Source organism: Paenibacillus alginolyticus DSM 5050 = NBRC 15375, assembly GCF_000422905.1.
Lineage (GTDB): Bacteria > Bacillota > Bacilli > Paenibacillales > NBRC-103111 > Paenibacillus_E > Paenibacillus_E alginolyticus.
Window position 1 is genome coordinate 93,916 of record NZ_KE383949.1, and the last position, 24,577, is coordinate 118,492.

Sequence of the window (24,577 nt, forward strand, 5' to 3'; positions counted from 1 at the left end):
CTAGTCTAGGCTGGCGGGGAACGAGGAGCCGCTATTTCAGCGATTATGCCAATACGGAGCTGGTACGCGGAACGTAGGAGCGCTATTTTGGTGTTTTCACGGCTTTTACACCTCGAAAACGGGAAATAGCGGATCCTCGTTCCGCGAAAACGGGAAATACGCGGTTTTGAGCAAAATAAAGTCTCTACGTTCCGCGAGCATAATGGTAGTGTCAGTTAGATTCGATAAAAAAGAAGACGGTAGGGTCACGGTAAAATGTGCCCATAAAGTCTTCTTTTTTTGTTAGATACATCCCTAACTCTAGTATGGTAAGTACTCGGTGCTTATTGAAGATCCTGTAGAAGCTTTGCAAAATCCTTCTGTAGATTCCTGCTAAGTGGAACCTTAACAGGCGTATGGTTCAAATGAATTAGAAATCTTCTCGAAGTAGGGAATCCACTTTCCTTTACATATGATACCACGTGGCGCAAATTGACCAGAAAACCTTTGAATGGACTGAACATATGGGGGGAGCTCTGTGCCAGTATATCCGTTAAATTCGTGCTGGATTCCATATGTGCTCCATTCATGAGATGGATTCTGGTCAAACGCTTATCTTCCTTCTCAATGAAGAGGATGGAGTCCTCGGATATAGGCAGCTCTGACTTTTGATTTTTGACAGTAATCCATGTTGTCGTTCTTGGCTTCGGTGCTTCTACCAATTGACTGCGTTCTAGCTGAATCTCCGCAATGGCCTTCCGAATAGCCGCTTGAAACTTTGGCAGCATCACTGGCTTGGACAGAAAGTAGAGGGATCCTAGATCATGGAAACTCGTCAAAACATGGTCAATATTCGTCGTACCGCTAACCATAATGACTTTCTGCTGATAGCCAGCGCTTCGCAAAGATTGAACCATCGTGATGCCATCTAAATTCCCTTCCAATCCTATATCCACTAGCATAATGTCTGGCTGAAGCTGATCGTATACTTGTATGAGCTGCTCGCCTTCCGAAATGATAGAGATGACTTTCAATCCGCATTGTTGGCAATAACTTTCGAGTAATTTGCCTGCCCAATAGTTATCTTCCACGATGGCCACTGTGAAACGGTGTCCCATACGTTCATCGCACTCCAATCCTCTCACCTATGGCCCTTTGCATCCTGTCACCTTATGCTCAGAAACAGCCAACTTAGTCCACTTTGAAGGCAAAAGAACGGTTATCTTGTATAGTTCTAAGTGTGGATTCTAATAGGTAGGCTGCTTAAGAGCAGGCATAGAAATGAGGGAACGTGTATTTGTTTACATGGGTGAAATTTATCCTAACCTGTATTGATTTTGTTCCTATGATTTTGTTTGCATTGCTGCTATTCAGACAAAGAGTGAAACCATATTGGATACAAATAACGCTCGCTGCGCTCGCAGGAACGATGGTCGCCTATTTCGATAATTGGCCTTTATTATACGTTTGTATTATTTGTACACTGCTTATGGCGGTTTGGAAATTTAGCCTTGTACCGACTTTAATCATAGCATTATCCGGGTGTATTCTATCGGTCATCGTATCTACGATTGTCCTCTTTTGTTGTGATTTAACCGATCTCGCTGCGTATACAGTCGTCCAGGATGACTCATTAACGTCTATTTTGATATTACTTTTGACCGTTATGGTGAAATGCGGCGTTCTTCTTGCCATTCATAAGCTTCGGCTCGGATTTACTTTTCTCTCGAATTATACGAGAATACCGCTAACTAAGGAAAATGCAGGCTTCTATCTCTTCATCGTTGTTGTTATTATAGGAATCACATACCGTCATTCCTATCCGGATAGCGTGTTAAGCGCGCTGATGCCGATCCAAATGTTAAGTATGGCAACGGTTCTTTTCGTCTATGTCATGTTAGGTAAGGAACTTGGCTTTCAAAGATGAATGCTGGGGGTTAGATTCAGCTTCCACAACAAACCCTGTATTGCGAGCCTCATAGTCAAGAAGAGTCTGGTGATATTTCTTTTGCGGCAAAGCGGCGATGGTGACACTAGGACCCACTTCATAATCATTAAAATAAAGTTTGCCTTCCAAGGGGGCATACTTTTTTATTTTGTTCAGATTAACGAATAGATGCATGTCCAATTTCACAAATTGGTGATCCGTTAATGCTTCTATGAAACTCGTAAACGCCACAAGAGATTCTACATTCTCTTCCATGATGCCATCAGGTGTAACATATTGAATCGATTTGATACCAAACTCAACGTACCAGACATGATCTAGACGGATTTGAAAAGAAGCTTCCGAAGACGAGGCTTCTTCTAAATATCCTGCTTTTATTAGTAAATCGGTGTAAGGATATTGGTATGCTTGTGATAGCTTTCTCAAGGTGTCAGGGGATGGCTTGATGACATCATTCGTGGTACGATTACGTCCGAGCTCTAGATCCCTAATATAGGCATGAGACAAGCCGCTTTTACTTGCAACTTTCCGCAAGGACAATTTACCTCGTAACGTCTCGAGAAACTTGCCAAAGTGATTGCCGGGTTCCAAATGAAACACCTCCCATGCCTTTAATTGTAAAGGATTCAAGGTTAAAATGAAACCTTACATGAGGTTTAATTTGCCATTAGGTGCCCAATTGGACATCTATGGTATAATAAATTTACTTTTTATTTGTGATTGCATATAATTGTACCCCCCGAATTGTTATACATAGGGACGAAACTACTATACTGTGAGGTGGAACGGTGCTACTGGTACTATTCAAAAAGTTCCTTGGAAAGAAGGAACCCCAGGGACAAAGTGAACCGCATGCCTCTTCCCTTGAGGTAACCATACATCAAATACAAGCAGGAGACCTAAGACTTAGGAACCAATTTATTGCTGACTACCAGCCTTATGTGGCTAAAGTTACAAGTAGGTTTTGCAAGCGATATATCGACCCTGCACGAGATGACGAATTTAGTATCGCATTAGCAGCGTTTAATGAAGCGATTAATCAATATTCTTCCGTTATGGGAAGGTCTTTCTTAGGCTTTGCAGAAACGGTCATACGGAGAAGATTAATTGATTTCTTACGTAAAGAACAGCGTTTCAAAGGTCAGATTCCTTACAGCTCGTTCGATCAAGAAGATGATGAAGATAACCTACTCAATCCAATTGAGGTTCATCAAGCGATTGAAGCTTATGAAAAGCAAAAGGGACTTGAAGAGCGGCGAAGTGAAATTATGGATTTTAGCCGATGTTTAAGTGATTTTGATATCGATTTCTCTGAATTGACAGAAGCATCCCCTAAACACGACGATTCCCGGCAAATGCTGTTCGGTATCGGCCGCACGCTAGCACAGGATGCAGAGCTTATGCGTACTCTTCTGACGAAACGGCAGCTGCCGATTAAAGAGCTGCTGGAGCAAGTTCAGGTTTCCAGAAAAACTTTGGAGAGAAACCGTAAGTATTTGATTGCGATAGCTCTCATTTTTAACGGACCCTACCCTTACTTGCGAGATTATTTGCATATTCGAGAATGAGGAAAGCATAAAGAAAGGAAGAACAGCGCATGAACAAGGGAATCGTAATGGAAATAAGCGACAGCTCCATTATTGTCATGAATCCAGAGGGTCGGTTCGATAAGCTTCCGAGGGGAACGCGGAATTGTGAAGTTGGGGAAGAGATACTGTACGCGCCTGTGAAGCGGCGAATGCGTGTACCGCAAATAGCTATTGCATCAGGACTGGCGGCCGCAATTGTACTATGTTTTGTCTTGGTATCAACGTTGACTGGGACCGCACCAGGAGGCCAAGTGGTTGCCTACGTAACGATAGATATCAATCCTAGTGTTGAAATAGGAATTGATAATGATGAAATTGTTCAGGATTTAACTGGATTAAATTCAGATGGCAATGACTTAATTAAAACGTTAGTCTATAAGGGGAAGTCATTAGAAGCTGTCACATCTGATATTTTAGACAAAGCCGAGCAGGGAGCGCTTGCTAGAGGTGAAGGAGATATCATCATCAGCTCTACGATTGTTGGACAAAAAACGGATGTGGATGATCAAGCCATTGCTACGAAGCTGAAAGCTCAGGTTAATAAGCATATAGAGCAATCGCATCCGGATCAAGTGAAGAATTATGAAGTGACCGCGTTCGCCGCCCCTCAAGAAGTAAGACAAGAGGCGAAGGCCAACGGTGTATCAGCCGGGAAGTACGCGATATATTTGAATGCGGTAGACAATGGTGCGAAAGTATCTCTCGACGACATCAAGACGGTGTCGATTCATCAACTCGCGAAGGATAACGGCGGAATTGATAAATTGGTAAAACCGGATAAGCCGATCGATAAATCGTCTCTGCAAAGGCTAATCGCAGATGAAAAATCCGGAAAGCTCAGCGAGAAGATTCAGCAAATTCAGGAAGAGAAATCGGCCGAAGACAAGAACAACGATAAGAACGATAAAAATAACAATAGTAAGAATGGCAATAATGGCAAGGCTACGGTGAAACCAACACCGACACCTACTCCGAAAAATGACAGGAACGACAACAGGAACGACAATAATAATAAAAATGACAAGAACGACAATAAGAACGATAACAAGAGCGACAATAAGAACGATAACAAGAGCGACAACAAGAACGATAACAAGAACGACAATAAAAACGGCAATGATCGTAATAATGACAACAAACCAACGCCAAAGCCGAGCCGCTCGGGTGATGGTAATGGGGATGATTCAAAGAATGAATCATCCTCAAAGCCTAGAGAGACATCAACGCCAAAGCCTACTGTAAAGCCTTCCAGTAAGCCAACAAGCTCAAGCAAACCGACGGATAAGTCATCTGACAAGCAAACGCAGAAACCCAAATCAGAAAATGATAGAAGCACCATTTTTCCTTGGAGCTGGAGCGATCGGAACAAAGATTCAAACAATCACGATGATAATAGGGATTAGTAGAAGTTAATAGAATAGAATAAGTACATAATATATCACCCTAGGCATACTTCACTTATATGTGAAGACTTGTCTAGGGTGTTTGTGTATGTTTTATTCGGCAGGGCTCATCGAAGGAACCATGGTTGTTGGAGGAGATTCCTTGATGCGGGAAGAGCTTCTACTTCTGCGGCGAGCTTTAGCTTTGAATTGCCAAATGACCAAGCCGGTAATCATGAGGAACAAGGGCATCATGCCCATCAGGAAGCTTCCGATTCTTACGGGTGTACCGCCCCATGCTGCGAAATGCAAGCCCCTTTTCCAAGCACTATAAAATGCCATTGGAGCATTCGGGTTGGTTTTACCTAAAATTTCACCCGTATAAGGGTCTTCATAGACGGTAACATTGCTGGTACCACTCGGACTATACCCTTCTTTCATCGCTAACTGATAAGTTTGATCAGGCTTTGTGGGCAGTTGAACTCGTACCAGCTTGTGGTTAGGAAAACGTTCTTGCGCTTTTTGAACGATGGTGTCAAGAGAAAGTGGTGAACCGTTCATCTTTGTTGTTTTGCTCCAAGAGGCAGCTGCTTCGATTTTGGTCGACAATCCGAACCATCCAAGCACATATTTATCAAGTTGATATGCCGTACCTGTAAGAGCGAAGACGAGAAGGAAAGGAATGGTTATGATACCAACTGTTTTATGTAGTCCTAAATTGAGGGCAAGCTTACCTTTGTTTCGAATAATTCGGAAGCCAAGAGCGAATTTGCGAAGGCCAGGCCACCATAGATAAGCACCAGTGACTAGAATGATGATGAGACCGATACCCATGAAGCCGACGACAATGGAAGCATTAGCTTTGCCAAGTACATCCTGGGCAAGTAGATAACGATGTATTTGCAGAACCTTCGTAAAGAAGACATTTCGATTAGGTCCTACAGGCCCAAGTACATGGGCGGAACCTGGATCAACGTAAACATTTTGAGTAGATACTTTGCCATTCACGTCCTTGGATAGTCTCACCTGATAAAGACCATCTTCTGTCGAAAGCTCGATACGATCCATTTTGAACCCTGGAAAAGCTTGCTCCGCACTATGCTGAACATCTTGTAATCCCGATGTAGGCTGATAAAGTTGTGGATGCATCCATTTCTCTACATCATTTTCGATGACAAGCAGACTGCCTGTCGTACAGATGACAACAATGAATAAGCCTAGTATTAAACTTATCCAAAGATGAATTTGTAACAATAATTTACGCATAATGGCCCCTTCCATAACTGAGAATGATTATCATAATCATGAATCTGTTTGTAATGATAATGATTATCAGTTTCATTGTCAACACATTTATAGCCGTTCAACTACAGATTTCTATCATTGAATATTGTGACAGCGTTTACAATTGCCTGCTTCATGGAAACTAGGACCGAGTTGTATTACAATAGTTGTAACCGCAATTATGATTGATTTTCTTAGTTGGAAGGAGATTTTGGCTTGAGATATTCGACTTTCGGTAAATCCGGCTACAACGTTTCATCACTTGGATTTGGTGCTATGAATCTTCCAGGTGTACCTCTAGAGCAGGCAAGAGAAGCATTGAATTACGCCTTGGATCACGGCATTAATTATATCGATACGGCAGCAGCCTACCGGAACAGCGAGGAAATTATCGGCGAGTGCATCTCCCATCGCAGACAGGAATATTTCTTAGCGACGAAGACAGGGGCACGTGATTACGAGACGGCGAAAGCAGAGATTGAGCGAAGCTTGGTTCGTATGAAAACAGACCATGTAGATTTACTGCAAATTCACTACGTGAACTATGTGAGTGAGTTTAAGAAAGCAATGGATATTGGCGGCGCCTATGAAGCTGCTCTTGAGGCACAACGGGAAGGGAAAGTGCGATTTATCGGCATTTCCGGACATCGCCCGGATTTACTTGCGAAATGGATCGCCAAAGGGCAATTTTCGCAGATTTTGTTTCATCTCAATTTGGCACAGCCGTTTGCACTGGATGAGCTGATCCCAAAAGCGACTGAGATGGATTTAATGAAAGTGGCGATGAAGCCTTTGTCCGGCGGATTCATTCAACCGGTTGATCGTGCCATCCGCTATCCGTACAGTCAAGACGTGCATGTGACGATTTCTGGGATGGTGAGTGTCAAAGAAGTGCAAGAAAACTTGGCTGCACAGGAGCAAGAAGTAGGAGCCGAGGAGCGCCAGGAACTGGAGCAATTGGCGATAGAGCTGGGTCAACATGATTGCAGACGCTGCAATTATTGTTCTTGTCCGCTCGAAATCTCAATTCCGGATGTGATGATTGCAAGTAGATTTAGAGAGAAATTCGGGTTGCTGCCGAAGGGTGACGGATTTTTCCAAAGACAAAAGGATAGAATAATAGGCTGTGCAGACCATGATCCATGCAAAGAGAAACCGCTTTGCGAAGAGAAGTGCCCTTACCAGCTGCCGATGCAGTCGGTGGTGCAGAAGGCCGCATCTTATTATTAATTTGAGAGAACGATAGAAATTATAGATACTACAGAAACAGAAACAGAAACAGAAACAGAAACAGAAACAGAAACAGAAACAGAAACAGAAACAGAAACAGAAACAGAAACAGAAACAGAAACAGAAACAGAAACAGAAACTACGGAAACTACAGAAATTACTTGAAGGTAAGGAGAAGTATTTATGTTTGATAAAATTACGGATGTAACAACGGGCGTATTTACGTCGTTGATTGATAATGAAACGGGGGCAGACGCAATTCTTGTCTGCCTAAGTGAAGCTGAGCTGCGTCAGGACGCTGTCCTGGGACTACCGCAGCTCGATCAGGCCCTTGAGCGCATGCGCGCAAAGGGCCTATTCACGGGCGCCTCAGGTGAGCTCGAGGCGCTGCCGACCCACGGGCTGCTGCCGTACGCGTACGTGTTCGTTGCGGGGCTCGGCCCCGCAGCGTCACGCGATACGCTGCGCGCAGCCGCGGTGTTCGCAGCGCGCAAGGCGCTCGCGCTGCAGTTCGAACGCTTGGCGCTGAAGCTGCCAAGCGGGTTCGACAGCCGGTCAGCCGCCTCGGCGCTGACCGAAGGGCTGCTCCTCGGTACGTACCGCATCGCGGCGTACCGCAAGAACGAGCCTGCGCGCGCGGAGCTGCGTCAGGCGGTACTGCTCACAGAAGCGGCTGCGGATGCAGCGCTTCTGGAGGGGGCGATCGCTGCCGCTGAGGCGGTTGCGGAGGGCACGAACTATGCCCGGGATCTCACGAACCTCCCGGGCAATAGGCTCATTCCGGCTTCCATCGCAGAGGAAGCCGTTCGGCTCGCCCAGCACTACGGCTTCGACTGCGAAGTGCTGGACGAGCACGAGATTGCCGCCCGCGGGATGGGCGGTCTTACCGCGGTTGGCGCAGGCAGCGTCAACCCTCCGCGCATGATCACCCTGCAGTATAAGGGTGATCCGGACTCCGCCGACGTGCTGGGCCTTGTCGGCAAGGGTGTGACCTTCGATACTGGCGGGATCTCGATGAAGAAGCCCGATGGCATGGAAGAAATGATCAGCGATATGGGCGGAGCCGCTACACTGCTCGGTGCCATGCATGTCATCGGTCAGCTGAAGCCGAAGGTGAACCTGGTCGTGGTTATCCCTGCGGCAGAGAACATGACGTCTGGCTCTGCCTATCGTCCTGGTGATATCGTGACAATGCTTAGCGGACATTCCGTGGAAGTGTTGAATACAGATGCGGAAGGCCGCATTATTTTGGCCGATGGCTTGACCTACGCCAAGCAGCTGGGAGCGAATCGTCTGATTGATGTCGCGACACTAACAGGAGCCATCTTAATCTGTTTCGCTGATGTAGCGACTGGCGCTGTTACGAACGATGACGAGTTTCTGAAACCACTGCTCCAAGCAGCTTCGACGGCTGGTGAAAAAGTATGGCAGCTGCCAAACTATCCGGAGTATCGCGCCATGCTGAAAAGTGATGTCGCCGATATTAAGAATGCGACTTCATCCGATCGCTGGGCAGGGGCCATTACAGCTGGTCTGTTCATCGGCTTCTTCGCCGAAGAAACGCCTTGGATCCATCTGGATACAGGCGGCACGGCTTGGTTATGGTCGGCCAAAGGCATCGAACCTAAAGGTGCAACAGGTGTCATGGTTCGTACTTTAGCGACTTATTTGTGTGGGAACGAACATAAATAGCAGTCTTTAGGAGCTCTTATTTGTCTCAAATAAGCTTGCTTGCAGCAAATAGAAGCCCCTAAAGGCTCTAATCTACAGAAGAATGGAAGAAATCGGCATCATCTGATGAGGATAGAAGTCTCTAAAGACTCTTATTTGGAGGTTTTCACACGATTTTCACTAAATAACAGCCTTTGGAGACTCTTAATTGGGAAGTATCACTAACATAAACGTACAAAAGCTCCCCTCAGTCTAGAGCTTACCGGGGTTTATCTATCAAACTCAAAAAAAAATCACCCGCCATCGAGTTACTGTCATCCAACCACGAAGGTTGAATGACGTAATAACGCAAGGCAGGGTGATTTTTTTAATCTTTCTACGCGCCGATACTTTGTCCAGCTGAAGCTGGCTGATTAACAGGCTTCTGAAGCAATTCATTCACATCGGAAATCCGAAGGACTAGACGGTTGATTTCATTTGTCGTATAAGAGAGATGCTCGGTGCGCTGTTCAAGCTGCGTTAAGGAAATGCCGATCCAATTTTTCTTGTTCCGACGTAGAAAAAGATCATATTTTAACACCGTCATTGTAGCGGCGAGGGGATCTGGCTTGATATAGACATCTTTCATGACATCATCCATGTTGAAAAAGAGTTTCCCACGCTTCCATCTGACATACCCCGGCTCAAACAAGATAACAAGAAAATCAGAATCCGTCTTGTCCATGTTCTCCATTGTAATCAATCTTACAGCACCTTTAGCTTGATTCGGCTTAATGTACTGACTGGATCGAATATCGGGAAGGAAAGGAACAATGAGAAGCGGACATACGCTGGCGATATACAAATAAATGGTTGACTGGAACATGAGAGAGAGTACAATGAAAGTCAAAAAGAGTAATGAGCTTGTGATAAGACCAAAATGTTTTGGTTTCATAATAGTTGGGTGATCCCGCCTGACATGGTAGATTAGGTAGTCAGTCCTATTTTAACATAAGCGCTCTATAGTTTGTAAACTTTAAGATCAGTCATTCATCATAAGAATTACAGCAGGAGGCGAGTATGGCGATGAAGATTGCGGGTTTTTTACGAAAACCCAGAAAAAAAGTATCCTCCTACCGAAGAAGTTTGCTAATCGCAACATTGGAGGGGTTCCCGGCGGTTATTATTTTTCAGCTCCTTGGCGGTCCGTTTCTAACGGGTTACTTGCTTTATTTAGGAGCGACTTCAACCGAAATTGGTTTGGTGTTGGCCATAACAACCGTCGTCAATATCATTCAAATTGGGATGGCTGTGGTCATGCAAAAATTCAGAAACCGCAAACGGATGCTGCTCATATTTGCTTCCTCACACCGATTGCTCTGGACATCTGTGGGCTTGATCCCTTTTTTATTTCCTAAAGATCTGTGGGTTGTGATGTATATTGTGCTTTATACGGCTGCTCATCTGGGAAATGCCGCGGGTGGAATCGTTTGGACCTCACTGATTAGCGATGCGGTGCCGGGTCCGGTTCGAGGTCGATATTTTGGACTTCGCAACACGATATTAGGCGGGGTAAGTTCTCTGGCTCTTTTCATTGGCGGACAAATATTAGATCGATATCCAGGCGGGCAAGGCTTTAACTATTTATTTATCATATGCAGCGTTTGTGTGGTCTTGAATATATTAGCCTTCGGTTTATATCCGAATCCGCCCTTCGAGCCATCTACGGCATCGAATCCGGTAGGGATGATTGGGAAGCCGTTGAAGGATCGCGCGTTTCTTAAAGCGATTCTCTTTTTGGCTGTATTTTTATTCGTGCAAGGGGTGACCGTGCCGCTCTTCTCATATGTCATGCTCAAGCTGATGAAAATTAATTATGAAACTGTCTCGTTAATTACGGTCGTTCACACCGTGGTTATGATGGCCAGTTACTACGTATGGGGCAATCTGAATGTGCGTTACTCGGCTCAAACCTTGCTGCTGTGGTCCTTACCGATCATTGCGCTAGCTTGTTTATTATGGGGAGCGATTGCTTTCATTCCAGCCGTTGTTGTTCTGTATGCGGTTCATATCGTTCTTGGCGTTGGGCTGGGTGGGTTTAATCAGATGGTGTTCACGTTTACGATTGGCGACACACCAAAGAGCGAACGTCCGATGTATATTGCTACTTATTCGGCTATCACTGGCTTTGCCGCTTTCTTGGGACCTATTTTTGGCGGAAAAGTATATGCACTGATTACGGATGCCCCGATGTGGGTGCAAATATATGGTGTTTCTACGGTGGTTGGCGCTGTTTTACTTGTACTTGGCCTGTTGGTTGGACGTATGGTGCTGGGAAAACAAATGAGGAGTGAAGCATTATGACTAAGAAAAGAATTGGATTAATTGGTCTAGGTGATATCGCACAAAAAGTGTATCTGCCTCTTTTATCGGTCAACGAGCAGGTGGATATCGTAGGCATCATGAGCTCAACCCAGGCGACGGTAGAACGGATGAAGGCAAAGTATCGCATTCCTTACGGGACAACAAACTTAGATGAGCTTATTGCACAAGGGCTGGATGCTGTTTTCGTCCATAGTCCGACATCTACCCATTACGATATAGCTATGAAAAGTATAGAAGAGGGTGTAGCTGTTTATGTAGATAAACCGTTGTCCTATGATTGGGCACAGTCCGCCCAGATGGCTTCTTATGCGGAGCAAAAAGGTGTTTTGCTGGCAGCAGGGTTTAACCGCAGGTTTGCTCCCCTCTATATGGAGGCTAAGCAATGGCTGCAGGAAGCAGGTGGCTTTGATTGGTGTTCAACCGTCAAGCACCGTATCAAGTTGCAAGGTCATAGCGCCAAAGAGACATTGTATGATGACCTGATTCACATGCTGGACCTATTGCTATGGCTTGGAGAGAGCCCGTATGAAGTGAGTACATACAACCAGCAAGTCGATGAAGCAGGCAAACTGCTCCACGCGTCAGGGACGTTGGCATTCGGCTCTTCCCTAGGCAATTACAGTATGGTTAGACTTGCTGGTGTTGATTTAGAAAAAGTGGAGCTGCACGGCAGCGGCCGATCGGTAGAAGTAACGAACCTGGAGTCAGCAGTCTTTTATGAAAAAGGTGCCGCGCCACGCGTGCGATCCTTCGGCAGCTGGGACACGGTGCTTGAAAGAAGGGGCTTTGCTGGTGTTGTTCAGCATTTCCTGAACAGCTTGGACAATCCGAATGCCTGCAGCATCCGTGGAGACCTTGTCCTGGAGTCACATCAATTAGTGGAACGATTGTCTGTATAGACAGGTACAGAAAAGGGTAGAAGGGGCATATCATCCAAAAGTGATTTTGGATGATATGTCCCTTCCTTACTGTTCACTTCCCTGACTTTTGCTGCAAATATAGAATGGCATCCTGAAGCAGCTTGGCGGTACTGCTATCCGTATACTTGCCATCTTTGACTACAGCATCAAAGATAGTCTGATCTTTAAGCTGACTTTGGTTCAGCAGTTTCTGGAGCTGAGCAACCTTGTTCTGCAAGCTGTTGTAAGTGCTTTGATTTGTGAAATATCCTAGATTCCATAATAAACGGAGCAGATCGTCCAAATGATCGAGATCCATAATCACTTTCAATACAAAGGTACGCACGATCGTATTGCCCGCGCTATCTGCTGCCGTTACTTCAATCGTGTGCTGACCTATCCACAAGCTGAGCGGTTGGAGGTTAATATTAGGGCTAACAACGGCACCGTCAAGTTTGACGACAGATGGGGCAACTCCACTCAAAGCATCCGTTATAACGACATTCAGTACAATCGGATCCGTCCAAAATACAGTTAAAGGACCAGTAATGTTGATTTCAGGAGCTTGCGGATCGAAGCGTACCTCCACAGTATGACTAGCTTCCTGATTGCCTGCCGCATCAACACTGTAATAGTGTATCGTGTTCACACCGTAAGTGTTTACCGTAACCGAGGTTCCGGCAGTGGCAGTTCCCCCGTTTAGCATGTAAAAGGTCTGCCCAACACCGCTCAAAGAATCATACGCTGCTAATGTGACGGTTTGTGGTGTGCGCTGCCATCCCTCTAATGATGTGTGTGTGGTTGTAGGAGCCGTTTTATCGATGCCTATAATCAAATCTTTAGGTACTTCTTCGTTATTCGTCACATCAATCGAGCGGTACTGGATTTGATGCACCCCTTCATCGCTGAAGGTGACCGGCTGCACTGTGACAGGTTGCCATGTTCCACCCTGAATTCGGTACTCCGTTTGCTTGATTCCAACGCCAACAGTCGGATGTGAGACTGTAAACGTCACATGCACATCTTGTTTGTTGAATGAGCCAGCCCCCGTTGCCCCGTCCGCTGTCGCTGTTGTCACAGGAGGGGTGACATTTCGCTTCTTCACTTCGAAGGTAATCTCCTTGGTGTTGTTCGTACGATCCATCTCAGTGAATCGTCCGATATCATTAATATTGACGCTTAATTGGTAGGTGGCTTCTCCATTGGGCACTTCCCAATATCCGTTCTCACCGCCTGCGTTTGTATAGAGTGTTGCACTGCCGCCTACAGGGATGGATTGATTATACGTATCCGTATAGCCGAAAGAACCGCCGTTCAAACCAAACACGGCTCCGGTTATTTTGCCGGCAGGGGTCGGGAGAATACCGACATTTTTCACCGTGACATAGAATCGAATTCCCGTTTGCCCAGCATACGGATCTGCTGGATCCGTTCCAAGATCTGTTACGATAAGATCGGGACCTGGTGTTAAGGGCTGGCGTTCCAAACTCAAAAACTCGAACGATTGGTGGATGATCCGGCCGTTCTTAGCGACAACTTTGATGATATGGTTTTCCATAGGGAGACCCGACTTTTCGAAAACCAGCTTCTTAGCGCCTTGTGTGTTTGCTGTTTTCAAATCCACAGTCATTTGCAGGACGTCATCGATATACACATCAGCCTCGCCTAAGGAGGACTCAATATCGGAATACCAACGGATTCCCGTCCCCTTAAAGCCCATAGCTGCGTAATCGCCCGGCGTTGTCGTTTCATGAAGATTGGCTCCATTGGCGCCGAGAGCGAAGGTAGGAGCGGAATAATACATATTCGTACTGGAATGAATGACATTTGTCCAGAGTGCTTGAGGCGTTTCATCCAAGAGGCCTTCTTTCAGCTCGAACCAATCGAAGTAGGCGAAAACATTATCGCTGCTTTTGACAATGGACAGCACAAGGTTGCTGATATCCGCAGGCATCATGACGTTATATTCGACGGTTGTATAGACATTCGGCTCCGTTCCCGGCAAATCCAGCGTCCGAACCAGCTGATTGTCGATCGCGAGGTTTACCTTTTTGTTCGCGGCCGAGCTATATTTAAGCTTAAGAATGTAATTGGTATTTGCTTTGACAGGCGGTTTCAGCATGTTCATCCGTCCTTGTGTAAAGTACATGCCGACGAATGTGCCATGATGTGTCACTCCTTCCAGCTCCGTTTGCTCCGCTTCAACATGCAAAGCTCCCGTAGACGTAGTGGTAAAAGGAGAGGTCGGCAAGGATAAGGAGGATATGGCTAAAGGGTCACTCGGTACAGATTCGTTCCCCGAGTCGTCATAAGCGATCAGCGTATACGAGTGTGCGCTTTCCGGTCTAACATCTTGGTGCGAATACCGGGTTACGGCTTTCGGTAGCTTGGCGAGCAGTACGCCGTTATCATAGAGCTTATACCCGGCTACTTCTGCATTATCCGTAGAAGGCTGCCAAGTCAGCTTGATTTGTTTGTACGAAACGGCCCGTGCTTGCAGCGTTGGCTTGCTTGGTGCTGAATGTTCTAACGGGGTTAAAATAAACTGCACAGCTTCGCCCGGCTGAAGTGTTTCTGATAATTGTGCGCCCGAAGCGGCGTCAATCGTCGTAAAACTGCGCGCAGCGGCATATGTGTTGCCTGCGCCAAAGCGTTCTGCCGCATACTGGGCGTTAGTAGGCAGCGTGACATTGACGTTCATAGTAACCGGTGTCGTTTCAAAATTAACAAAATTGAGCAGAATTTTATTGGATTTTGCTCCAGTGCTGCTCACACCAAGACTAGATGTATCCACCGCACGGAAGTAAGTTTTTTTCCCGGCAAGCTCGCTCTGATTTGTATACACATAAGGGAGCGGTTTGCCATGCGTACTGTATGCGAGCGCTAAGCGGCGAAAAACCTTCAAACGCGTTTCATCGGGATCGCTCGTGTTGATCCATGCCTCGGCATCGTCAGCGGATTTCATCTCGATGTCCTCTTTGAGCAAGCTGTACTCTCGGAAGTAAGCCGCATGCTGCATAATGTAATCGAGATAGCCGATGGTACTGCGCGTTTCCCGATCAAAGATGGAGGCGAAACGATGCGTGAACGTATCGTAACGGTTATTGTCGGTATGAAAATCATCAGCTCCTGTTTCACTCATCATCATCGGCTTTGCCATTCCGTCACCCTGATATTCAGGGAAAGTCTTTAACGTCTCAACGACTGCGCCTCCCTCACCACTCGAAATCCCGCTTAAGGTGTAGCTGTGACCGTTCGTCATATCAGTATAGTTTTCAATCTGTCTGCGATACGCAGGATCACGCTCCCAGCCATCGGGAATTCCTTTGGAGGGCCAGTAAGCCCAGCCTGGAGAGACCGCTTTCAACCAAGGGTTTAGCAAAGGCTTCTGCTCACTAACATACTTAGCAAGAGCCAAATCGGCGGCAAAAGCATTGTTGAACACGCCGGGTTCATTATCAAGCTCCATGTATTCGAACAAATCCCCATTTTCTGCAATGAGATTGCTGTAGTACTCTTTGAGCTTCTCAGGAACGACCCCTGATGAAAGTTCAGGATCCTTGATATAGGTCCCGAATGGCAGCAGCACCGGCGCCAAATTCAAATCGCGCAAAGCAGTCAGCCATTCCCGTGAGAATTGACTGGAACGAATGACGTTCCCGCTGTAGGCGAGTCCAAGCCATTTCGTTACTTCCATTGTTTGCAGATCACGATCCTTCAAAACATGAGAGACAAGCGCTGTTCCCAAATGGGTATACCGCCCATGAATGGGTTCCGCAGCCGGAGCTCCTAATGCCTCAAGCTTGGCGTAATCCCATTCAAACCAATGATATTCATCGCCTTCAGTTCCCGCATACAAGCCTCGATCCAAAGACAGCTTCAATTCATTAGATCCAACCTTCAGCATTTCCTTAGGAATATAAAGCTCGTAAGTTTCTTTAAATTTCCGAGTCGTATTCCCGCCGTTCAAGCCGACAATTTGGATTAAACCAGCCATCGTATCATTGGAAAATACAGCTAATTGCGGAACGGATACATACACGTCCAAGCTCCTGAAGCTGAACTGCACCCCATGCTCCGGGACCTGCGGCAAGTTGTAAGTAATAACCATAGAACTGTTGCGGTTAAGCTTCAGTCCTTTAGACACTGAACTCCAATCTGTGCGAGTGGCCCAGTCAGAAGGAAGGTTGAAGGACTCAACGGGTGTTGATTTATAATCGCTAAATTCAGTCGATAGCTGATTATCAAGCCCGATTTTCCAAATCGTTGTATAAACCGGCGCAGGCTGTTCCAAGGTAGTTAGCGTGTAAAAGGAGGTTGAATACAGGATCTTTCCGGCAGGCTGCGCTGTCGTTTCTTTCAACCGAACTTGTATTTGTCCCGTCGTGTAATTGACATTGTCCAGTTGAAGCGGGTTCATTGTTACGGTTTGCCAGTTGTAACCGCGATCTGTGCTGTATTCATAGGCAGCCACACCCGGATAACCGGAAACGGGCGTCCATCCGAAAGTATTCGCTGTGTCGTCCTGCACAGGATTTGTTGGCGCATCAGGCAGCACATAGGGTGTCAGGTAAGTGCCAGGTATCACCTGTTGAGCAATTCCCGGCCCTTGCCAGGCAACAGCCAAATTGTCATTAGAGGTATTTTCTTTATGCAGCGCCTCGATGTAATATCTTTTCCCGCTGGATAGCGGAATGATCACGGATTTCTGAGTTGGGGATTTCTCCCACTCTCTGGGCTTAGCGAAGACGGTATTAGACGCTATCTTCTCTTTGTGCGCAGGATCGCCATCCGGACTTAGCCATAGCTCGGAGCTGTCATCCGCTGCAATCCAGAAGGTGTAGCCTCCGCTGACCGGCGGCGTCAGAAAACCGTAAATGCGTGACCCATAAAGATCCCCCATATTGTTCGGTGTCTCGAAGTTAGCGAGCAACCTCGAACCCGATGGAGGCGTCTTTACAGGAATTTGTTCCACCTTACCTCCAGGAACGTTGTTCCAATAGTCTTGGGTAATACCTGCTGCAGCCGCAAAAGCACGATGCACAGGAAAGATAGGAAGCAGTGAAACAATGATCGCCGACAGAAGGACTGAAACAAGGAGTTTTGACTTGTGTAGGGATCTCATAATTACCTCCATGAACGAGATTATCAATAGGATTCCCTAATCCTATCCGGGGTCCACGTCATGTGTAGAGGGCGCTCCGATCCTTCTAACTTGGAGCGCCGCTCCTCCTTCATTCTATTTCAGCTCTTTCTGAGATTGTTCAGCAAATTTGTACAGATCATCGATACTAAATGCTTTGGTTTTGTTGTTCTCGTACCATTTGGCGTAATAATCGTCGACTTGCTTGCCGCCTGCTTTTTCCCATACCTCCTTGGCATCCTTCACAGCTTGCTGTGCCGTGTAGCCAGTGCCGCCTACCAAAGCTTTCAACCAAATATCGCCTTTATCGATGTTGTTGGATTTGCTTGTGCTTTTGACAATCGCTTGCAGATCATCAGGCAAGACCGGTAAGAAGTCATAGCCGAGCGAAGGAATAGGACGATCCTTATTAATATAGATTTCTTTGGATTTGAGGTTGATATCGAGCAGTTCTTTCTGGGTTGGCACTTCAGGGCGCAAGTTCACCAGATACACTTCCGCGCATTTGCCCAGCAGCAAATCGGATCTCATCATATTCAGATCGTCGGTGTACAGCTCTTTCTTATTTTTCTCCGTATCGATAGGCTGCAAACAGCCATTCGAGCCTTTTTGCGAGTGGGTACCCTCAATTCCGTTTTTCAGTAGGCTTGCATTTTGGGGATCCACCATCCAGTCAATATATTGCATAATTGCTTTCGGATCCTTCGCTTTGGCATTAACGACACCGACCATTTGCACAGGTGTGCTGATAATCGGGCTGAACTGCCCAAATTGACTCTTTGGTAAAGCCATCGGAATGACCTTAGCCGTAGGGTTGTTCTTCTTCAAAGTTTCATAGTTCGAAATGGTAAACCAAGCGCTGTCGATCGCGAAAATCCCCAATTTCCCATTCATAAAATCTTGGATGCCTTTTTGTCCGTTTTTATCTGTGAGAAAATCCTTATCGACTAAACCGTCGTCGAACAAACGCTTCTGGAATTCTACGGATGCCTGGAGGCGTTCCCAGTCATGTACGAATTGGCCATTTTGCTCGGCCCAATCGATCGAGCGTCCGAAAATGTGGCTGATCACGGAGAAGCCGACGCCGCTCAGGTTGATACCGAACGTATCCTTTTTACCGTTGCCGTCCGGGTCCTGGTTCACGAATGCTTTGGCTACGTTGTACAATTCTTCTGTTGTTGTCGGAACAGGGAGGTTCAACTTCTGGAGCCAATCCTCGCGGATTAAGAGACGATGATGCGGGGCCACAACATTTAAACGCCCGATTTCATATAGTTTGCCGTCTTCCTTCGTTCCAATCTTGCGCAGCAGCGGGTATTTCTCTAGAATTTGCTTGTAGTTTGTGCTGTATTTGTCAACCATCTCATCAATTGGCATCAGCAGCTTTTGTGAATACCAGCTGTTCCTGTAGTTGGCGTCATACTCCAGAATCAAATCCGGTGCGCTTCCAGAGGCAAGCAAAGCATTAAATTTCGGGAACGATTCCCAGCGGGGAACGGGTGTATATTTAACATCGACAGGACCGTTCTTGTTGATCCACTCCACCCAACGGTTTTTATCCCAGTTACCTTCCTCCGGAGGAACATTGCCCCGATCATAGACGGAAACGTTAATCGCTCCTCTTTTAGCCGGTTCGGCTGCTGGGGTCGCATTCGGACTTGACGATGTCCCTGGATCGTTGACTTTGGCTGTAGAGCAGCCTGCTAATATTGCGACTAAAGCTAGTGTGGATAGTAGAGCTTTCCGATGACCTCTGTGTAACATAGACATGGATATACCCCCCTTAGATTATTCATTTCCTAAAACAGCTCAAGTTAGGTTGTGTTGACCTTCGTGTTATCCTTTAATCGCGCCGATCATGACCCCTTTAACAAAATACTTCTGCAAAAAAGGATAGACGATCAGCATAGGCACAATGAGTACGATCACGCCGGCCGCTTTGATGGATTCTGGTGTCATTTGTTGCAAATCATCCGGTCTTACGGAATTAAGCTCTTGAAGAATCGATTGGCTGGCGACCATCTGTTGAATCATAACCGCCAAATTCATCCGTGTGCTGTCATTGATAAACATGAGTACATGTAAGAATGAATTCCAATAGCCGACGCCATAAAATAAAGTCAATGTAGCCAAGACAGGCAGGGATAAAGGGAGAATAATTCGGGTGAGAAGTCTCCATTCTCCACAGCCATCCATGCGCGCTGCCTCTTCAAGCTCTTCAGGCACATTCATAAAGAAAGTCCGAAGCACAAGCATATTGAACGCACTGATCAGTCCCGGCATCCATATGGCACCGTAAGTATCCAGTAAGCCGAGACTTTTCACAATCAGGAACAGAGGAATTAACGGAGTTCCGAACAGCATGGTAAATACGATAGCCAGTGTCAAAAAACGACGCGCATAGAAATATTTCTTCGCTAAAGGATAAGCCGCCATGATCGTAAACCACATGCTCAGCGTGACGCCTACAACGGTAATTACGACACTATTACGAAAGGCTTTGACCATATTCGTGCCAACATATAAGGCTTTGTACGCTTCTACAGTCCAGCCTTGCGGCCACAGGGTTACATGCCCCGATACAATTGCCTGATAGCTGCTTAGGGATAAAGATATGATATGCATCAAGGGAAGAACGCAGCTTAGAGCTGCAAGGCCAAGGAACATATAATTGATTGTGTAAAAGATTTTCTCATCCCATGTTGGTTTCATGACGGGGAGGCTCCTTTCTTACCACAGTCCTTGATCGAATTTACGGGCAAGTTGATTCGCAAGGACGACGAAGAAGAAGCCGACCAGAGATTCAAACAACCCGACCGCCGTAGTTAAACTGAACTGTCCTCCCTGGACACCCACGATAAAGATATAGGTGCTGATGACATTCGAGACATCAGAAACAGCTGCATTCTGGAGCGTGTACACATGGTCAAACCCGACTTCCATGACAGTACCCATACTCAGAATCAGCATGAGAATAATCGTGCTGCGAATGCCGGGCAGCGTGACATGCCAGATCTGCTTCCATTTGGACGCACCGTCGATGCTGGCAGCTTCATACAGATGCGTATCGATCGAGGTAAGCGCAGCCAGGTAGATGATCGCTCCCCATCCGGCTTCCTTCCAAATCCCAGATCCAAGGAAGATAGCTATCCAGCTATGCTCCTGATACAAGAAGGCAGTGGTGTGACCCGTCCATAGCTCCAACAGCTTGTTAACGATACCTGATTGTTGGGAGAATATCGTAACGACAATGCCTCCGACAATGACCCATGAGAAGAAGTGAGGAATATAGATTAGCGTCTGTACAATCCTTTTGAACCGCATGGCGCGAACTTCATTCAGTAGGATGGCAATGATAATCGGAAATGGAAATCCTGCTACAATGCTTAATAAGCTCAATGTGACGGTGTTGCGGATGATGGTCAGTGTCTGGGGTTGGGTGAAAAGTGCCTTGAAATACTTTAGGCCAACCCATGGGCTTCCCCATATGCCATCCATCAAGTTATAGTTCTTGAAGGCAATCGCATTACCTAATATTGGAAAATATCTAAAGATAATAAAGTAAGCGATAACCGGTACAAACATAATCAATAGCGGCATATTTTGCTTGAAACGACGACGGGGCTGCAGCGACTTGGCGGCATTGTGGGTAAATCTTCGTGTAGTAATCATGGGGGCTGATTGAATGTTGTCTAGCGGTGTATGTGGCATCGTGTGTCACCTCCTTTCGTGTAAAAGTTGATCCATCTTTTGCTCCCTTGCCGTCGATGGAATCAATTTACCTCAGAGGTGCAATTCTTCTCAATATACATGAATTAGCGAATAAACTCTTTTGAAACCCCTTGCTGTACAAGGCTTTAGCGGATTTGATGCAGAAGTGAATAAACATCAATTAACAATATACTTTTCTTGAAAAATGGCATGATTACTCTTGCTTCCGATAATCGCCTGGCGTGACACCAGTATACTTCTTGAAGGCGCGTATAAACGATATAGCATGCGTGTATCCAACCATGCCCCCGATGTTCTGGACGGAGTCGCGGCTGCTCTGGAGCAGCTTTTTCGCATGTTCCATCCGGATCTTAACGAGATAATCGACGAATTTTTCGCCAAACTCCTCTTTGAATGCACGGCTGACATGCGAAGCATGAAGCTGAAACTGCTCGCTTAGCCAGATAAGCGATAATTCTGGATCTGCATAATGAGTCTCCACGTACGAGCGTACTTGGGTCATGACCGCATGTGTGCTTCTGTCTTCGCGAATAGCTGCCATCCGCTGCGATACTTCTTCTAACATGTGAAACCACGAAGCATATAACTCTTCGATCGTATCGAACTGTTCAATAGCGTCGTTCAGTTGTGGCAGCGCGATTTGCCATAACTCCTGCAGCTCAACTGAGAGCTCCATCATCTCCCGGTGTAAATGATAGACCAAATAATTCATGAGATTGCAGATCTCATCGTAGGAGAATAACCCGACTTTTAATTCAGTGAAAAGTTGCTCCATGGCCGGCTTCCATTCCTTGTCCCCCAAGCGAAACGACTGAGCCAGTGATTTGACCATCGGCAAGTGCTTATACATTTCCTTCTCAGCGGACGCTTCGGATTCCCAATGATACAGGACTCGATTCGTTCCTAAGGTCGATTTAAAGCGAAGAACATGGACAGCAGCCTCGTATGAATGAACGAGCTCTTGTACTTGTCCAACCACATGCCCGACACCAAGCGTAATGCGGAAATGCAGATGCTGCTCGACCCAGGCGCGAATATTTTCGCATAGATTGGCCGCTAACTTCTCACTGTTTTTGACATTCTCATTGGCAAATATCACAACACTAAGCCTGTGTGTAGCTGTCCATTCCGCCCATACAGTCAGGCCAAGCGGTTCAGCAGTTTCATAAACGACACGGCTTAGTACGAATTTCAGCAGCTCTTGATCCTTCGGAGAGAACATTCGGCATACTTCCATATACTTATCCATCTCGATGACCGCTGCAGCAAGTTGGCCGTAGTCTGAAGGCAATTGCAGCCGATTCATCTCGGCTTTCCAGTCTTCATAATCAACCGCCCGGCTTCCTTCCAGCCATTCTTTGAAAAAGTGCCGCCGCCGGAATACGATATCTTCCTCATGCTGCTTCTCATAGCGGCTGGATAACTCCATGAGATTGCCTATGGCTCGGTCAATATACTGGAATTCGTCTTGTTTCTTGCCCTCGACTCCCATCGACTTCAGTTCAGAATAAGCATGGATACGGGACATAATCAACTTAATCGGCCGATAATTGCGATAGGTCACATAAGTCATCCAGACCCCGCCAAGGACAACCATAACTAGTCCCAAACCGATCCATACATAAGAGAATACAGAGGTGAAAGTAAATAAATAATCATCGTTGAGACCGCTTCGGTACTCCCAGTTTGTATAAGTGGAATGAATTCGGGTTAGCTCAGACCCTCTTTTCCTAGATCCTACTGCTCCATCTGCGTTTCCGGATGCCATCAGCTGCTTGCCTTCGGGATCGTATACTTCGATGAAGCTGATCTTTGAATTAGACATATCACCGACCATTCTTGCGATAGAATCCATACTGATATTGACAACGACGATGCCTTTTTGCCCGGATAACAGAGGTATCTTCCGTACTAAAGAAATGACGACTTTACGCTGATCCATCTCAGCAAATTCTTTAAAGATCCGCTGATTCGTCAACTGATACTGAGAAGGGTTCTTCCTCATCTCTTCGATGAACCCTTTATCGCCGAAACGATCAGCTGTTATCATCGTGTTTGGACTAATGACCATTTGATCGGAAACCCGATAAAAATAAACCGAATCAATAAACTTGTTATAATTCATCATCCCGCGAATCAATTCGGTGACTTCATAAGCCGAGTAATAGGGATTTCCCTCAAATTTGTTGTCAAAAAATTGGTCAATCCGCGTATTGGTCTGCAGTTCTTTGATCACATATTCGTCTATCGTCTTCAAGGCATAGTCAACCGACTGCATGATATGTAAAGCATACGTTTTATTGGCATTTTCAGCTTCTTTTTTGGACAGTTGGCTGATCGAAAGAATAATAAGCACAATGAGCACAGAAGTGATCATGAAAAATACAGGCAAATAGGAGAATAAAAGCCGATAAAACCATGGTTTGTTCATAAAAACGCTCCTCTAAAATAATCCAAATGCAATGAAATAAACAGTTCTGCCGCATTCGTAATGCGACCGTTCACTGTCGTACGTTATATGCAAAATATTCAGGGATCATGCTTGTATAAGTGAATACGTTCAATACTGGCGTTTCAATAAGTTTAAACTTACAGGCGCTATCCCTTTGGTTCAGGAGTCGCTTGGTGAGTGGAGTTAGTTTTAATTGAGGGTTTCTATGATCACTATCCCCTTGGTTCAGGGTACGCTTGGTGAGGGAGTTATTCTTGATTGAGAGCTTCTATGAGCACTATCCCTTTGGTTCAGGATAAGTTGGGTGAGGGAGAGTTCATTTAAATTGAGAGCTTCTATGATCACTATCCCTTTGGGTCAGGATAAGCCGGGTGAGTGGAGTTCATCTTAATTGAGAGCTTCTATGAGCACTATCCCTTTGGTTCAGGAGTCACTTGGTTAGGGGAGTTAGTCTTAATTGAGAGTTTCTATGGGGCACTATCCCCTTGGTTCAGGGTACGTTTGGTGAGGGAGTTATTCTTGATTGAGAGCTTCTATGATCACTATCCCCTTGGTTCAGGATAAGTTGGATGAGGGGAGTTCATCTTAATTGAGAGTTTCTATGAGCACTATCCCTTTGGTTCAGGAGTCGCTTAGTTAGGGGAGTTAGTCTTGATTCAGAGTTTCTATGTGCGGCTTACTCTTTGGTTCATGTTCGAGGAAGCTTAAGGGGCAGTTTTGTAGACTGCTCAGAAAATATGTTTCTGAAAGGATTGAGTGGGAAGAAAAAGTTAATGTAAGCAATGGTTGTATTGCATGGATAAAAATGGGAATGACAGCATTCGTGTGGAACTTCCCAAACAAAATAGAACTGTTCTGACACGTACTAACGTAAACCAAAACTATTCTAGAAGATATGCTCACA

The 24,577-nt window shown here is 46.0% G+C and carries 16 protein-coding genes; 7 read left to right on the forward strand and 9 right to left on the reverse strand.

The window, feature by feature from the left end; genetic code table 11:
* Positions 1-323: 323 nt before the first annotated feature.
* On the reverse strand, positions 324-1,097 hold the full coding sequence (locus G519_RS0139665; RefSeq protein ID WP_029199247.1) for a LytR/AlgR family response regulator transcription factor: 774 nt from the start codon (positions 1,095-1,097) through the stop codon (positions 324-326).
* A gap of 179 nt (positions 1,098-1,276) precedes the next feature.
* Between G519_RS0139665 and G519_RS0139670 the strand changes: the two genes are divergently transcribed.
* A complete protein-coding gene (locus tag G519_RS0139670; RefSeq protein ID WP_029199248.1) occupies positions 1,277-1,906 on the forward strand; it encodes a hypothetical protein in 630 nt (209 codons plus the stop codon).
* Here G519_RS0139670 and G519_RS48325 read toward each other — a convergent pair.
* Positions 1,877-2,518 (reverse strand): helix-turn-helix domain-containing protein, encoded by a 642-nt coding sequence (locus G519_RS48325; protein ID WP_051254157.1) that lies wholly within the window; start codon positions 2,516-2,518, stop codon positions 1,877-1,879. The two genes, G519_RS0139670 and G519_RS48325, sit on opposite strands and share 30 nt — an antisense overlap.
* Before the next feature lie 197 nt (positions 2,519-2,715).
* Between G519_RS48325 and sigI the strand changes: the two genes are divergently transcribed.
* Both sigI and G519_RS48330 read left to right on the forward strand, forming a co-directional pair.
* Positions 2,716-3,495: an RNA polymerase sigma factor SigI gene (gene sigI / locus G519_RS0139680; RefSeq protein ID WP_029199249.1), complete on the forward strand. Its 780-nt coding sequence runs from the start codon at positions 2,716-2,718 to the stop codon at positions 3,493-3,495.
* 29 nt (positions 3,496-3,524) lie between these two features.
* Entirely contained in the window at positions 3,525-4,919 is a 1,395-nt protein-coding gene (locus G519_RS48330) for an anti-sigma factor domain-containing protein (RefSeq protein WP_051254159.1), read from the forward strand.
* A gap of 93 nt (positions 4,920-5,012) precedes the next feature.
* Here the strand turns inward: G519_RS48330 and G519_RS0139690 are convergent, their stop codons facing one another.
* On the reverse strand, positions 5,013-6,164 hold the full coding sequence (locus G519_RS0139690) for a PepSY-associated TM helix domain-containing protein (RefSeq protein ID WP_029199250.1): 1,152 nt from the start codon (positions 6,162-6,164) through the stop codon (positions 5,013-5,015).
* 234 nt (positions 6,165-6,398) lie between these two features.
* On the opposite strand from G519_RS0139690, the gene G519_RS0139695 reads away from it, so the two are divergent.
* Together G519_RS0139695 and G519_RS0139700 are read left to right on the forward strand one after the other, a co-directional pair.
* Entirely contained in the window at positions 6,399-7,412 is a 1,014-nt protein-coding gene (locus tag G519_RS0139695; RefSeq protein WP_029199251.1) for an aldo/keto reductase, read from the forward strand.
* 183 nt (positions 7,413-7,595) lie between these two features.
* Positions 7,596-9,104 carry a leucyl aminopeptidase gene (locus G519_RS0139700; protein WP_051254161.1) on the forward strand — a complete coding sequence of 503 codons (1,509 nt, stop codon included), beginning with the start codon at positions 7,596-7,598 and terminating at the stop codon, positions 9,102-9,104.
* 355 nt (positions 9,105-9,459) lie between these two features.
* On the opposite strand, the gene G519_RS0139705 is transcribed toward G519_RS0139700, so the two are convergent.
* Complete coding sequence (locus G519_RS0139705; protein WP_029199253.1) at positions 9,460-10,017, reverse strand: hypothetical protein; 558 nt, start codon at positions 10,015-10,017, stop codon at positions 9,460-9,462.
* Positions 10,018-10,142: 125 nt separating this feature from the next.
* On the opposite strand from G519_RS0139705, the gene G519_RS0139710 reads away from it, so the two are divergent.
* Together G519_RS0139710 and G519_RS0139715 are read left to right on the forward strand one after the other, a co-directional pair.
* Positions 10,143-11,426, forward strand: a complete 1,284-nt coding sequence (locus G519_RS0139710) for an MFS transporter (protein WP_307720129.1) — start codon at positions 10,143-10,145, stop codon at positions 11,424-11,426.
* Positions 11,423-12,346, forward strand: coding sequence for a Gfo/Idh/MocA family protein (locus G519_RS0139715; RefSeq protein ID WP_029199255.1), 924 nt, complete (start codon positions 11,423-11,425; stop codon positions 12,344-12,346). The genes G519_RS0139710 and G519_RS0139715 overlap by 4 nt, the downstream gene beginning before the upstream one ends.
* 73 nt (positions 12,347-12,419) lie before the next feature.
* On the opposite strand, the gene G519_RS48335 is transcribed toward G519_RS0139715, so the two are convergent.
* The 5 genes from G519_RS48335 to G519_RS0139740 all read right to left on the reverse strand — a co-directional run bounded on the left by G519_RS48335 (position 12,420) and on the right by G519_RS0139740 (position 23,652).
* Entirely contained in the window at positions 12,420-17,471 is a 5,052-nt protein-coding gene (locus G519_RS48335; protein WP_051254163.1) for an OmpL47-type beta-barrel domain-containing protein, read from the reverse strand.
* Positions 17,472-17,585: 114 nt separating this feature from the next.
* Complete coding sequence (locus G519_RS0139725) at positions 17,586-19,259, reverse strand: extracellular solute-binding protein (protein ID WP_029199256.1); 1,674 nt, start codon at positions 19,257-19,259, stop codon at positions 17,586-17,588.
* Between the two features lie 66 nt (positions 19,260-19,325).
* Positions 19,326-20,201, reverse strand: coding sequence for a carbohydrate ABC transporter permease (locus G519_RS0139730; RefSeq protein WP_029199257.1), 876 nt, complete (start codon positions 20,199-20,201; stop codon positions 19,326-19,328).
* A gap of 18 nt (positions 20,202-20,219) precedes the next feature.
* Complete coding sequence (locus G519_RS0139735) at positions 20,220-21,161, reverse strand: ABC transporter permease (RefSeq protein ID WP_029199258.1); 942 nt, start codon at positions 21,159-21,161, stop codon at positions 20,220-20,222.
* 253 nt (positions 21,162-21,414) lie between these two features.
* A complete protein-coding gene (locus G519_RS0139740) occupies positions 21,415-23,652 on the reverse strand; it encodes a helix-turn-helix domain-containing protein (RefSeq protein ID WP_029199259.1) in 2,238 nt (745 codons plus the stop codon).
* Between the last annotated feature and the right edge of the window lie 925 nt (positions 23,653-24,577).

Excerpts from the sequence above, each read along its gene's own strand:
- G519_RS0139665 (WP_029199247.1), bottom strand. The coding sequence starts at position 1,097 with ATGGGACACCGTTTCACAGTGGCCATCGTGGAAGATAACTATTGGGCA.
- G519_RS48330 (WP_051254159.1), top strand. The coding sequence starts at position 3,525 with ATGAACAAGGGAATCGTAATGGAAATAAGCGACAGCTCCATTATTGTC.
- G519_RS0139690 (WP_029199250.1), bottom strand. The coding sequence starts at position 6,164 with ATGCGTAAATTATTGTTACAAATTCATCTTTGGATAAGTTTAATACTA.
- G519_RS0139700 (WP_051254161.1), top strand. The coding sequence starts at position 7,596 with ATGTTTGATAAAATTACGGATGTAACAACGGGCGTATTTACGTCGTTG.
- G519_RS0139705 (WP_029199253.1), bottom strand. The coding sequence starts at position 10,017 with ATGAAACCAAAACATTTTGGTCTTATCACAAGCTCATTACTCTTTTTG.
- G519_RS0139710 (WP_307720129.1), top strand. The coding sequence starts at position 10,143 with ATGGCGATGAAGATTGCGGGTTTTTTACGAAAACCCAGAAAAAAAGTA.
- G519_RS0139715 (WP_029199255.1), top strand. The coding sequence starts at position 11,423 with ATGACTAAGAAAAGAATTGGATTAATTGGTCTAGGTGATATCGCACAA.
- G519_RS48335 (WP_051254163.1), bottom strand. The coding sequence starts at position 17,471 with ATGAGATCCCTACACAAGTCAAAACTCCTTGTTTCAGTCCTTCTGTCG.
- G519_RS0139725 (WP_029199256.1), bottom strand. The coding sequence starts at position 19,259 with ATGTCTATGTTACACAGAGGTCATCGGAAAGCTCTACTATCCACACTA.
- G519_RS0139730 (WP_029199257.1), bottom strand. The coding sequence starts at position 20,201 with ATGAAACCAACATGGGATGAGAAAATCTTTTACACAATCAATTATATG.
- G519_RS0139735 (WP_029199258.1), bottom strand. The coding sequence starts at position 21,161 with ATGATTACTACACGAAGATTTACCCACAATGCCGCCAAGTCGCTGCAG.
- G519_RS0139740 (WP_029199259.1), bottom strand. The coding sequence starts at position 23,652 with ATGAACAAACCATGGTTTTATCGGCTTTTATTCTCCTATTTGCCTGTA.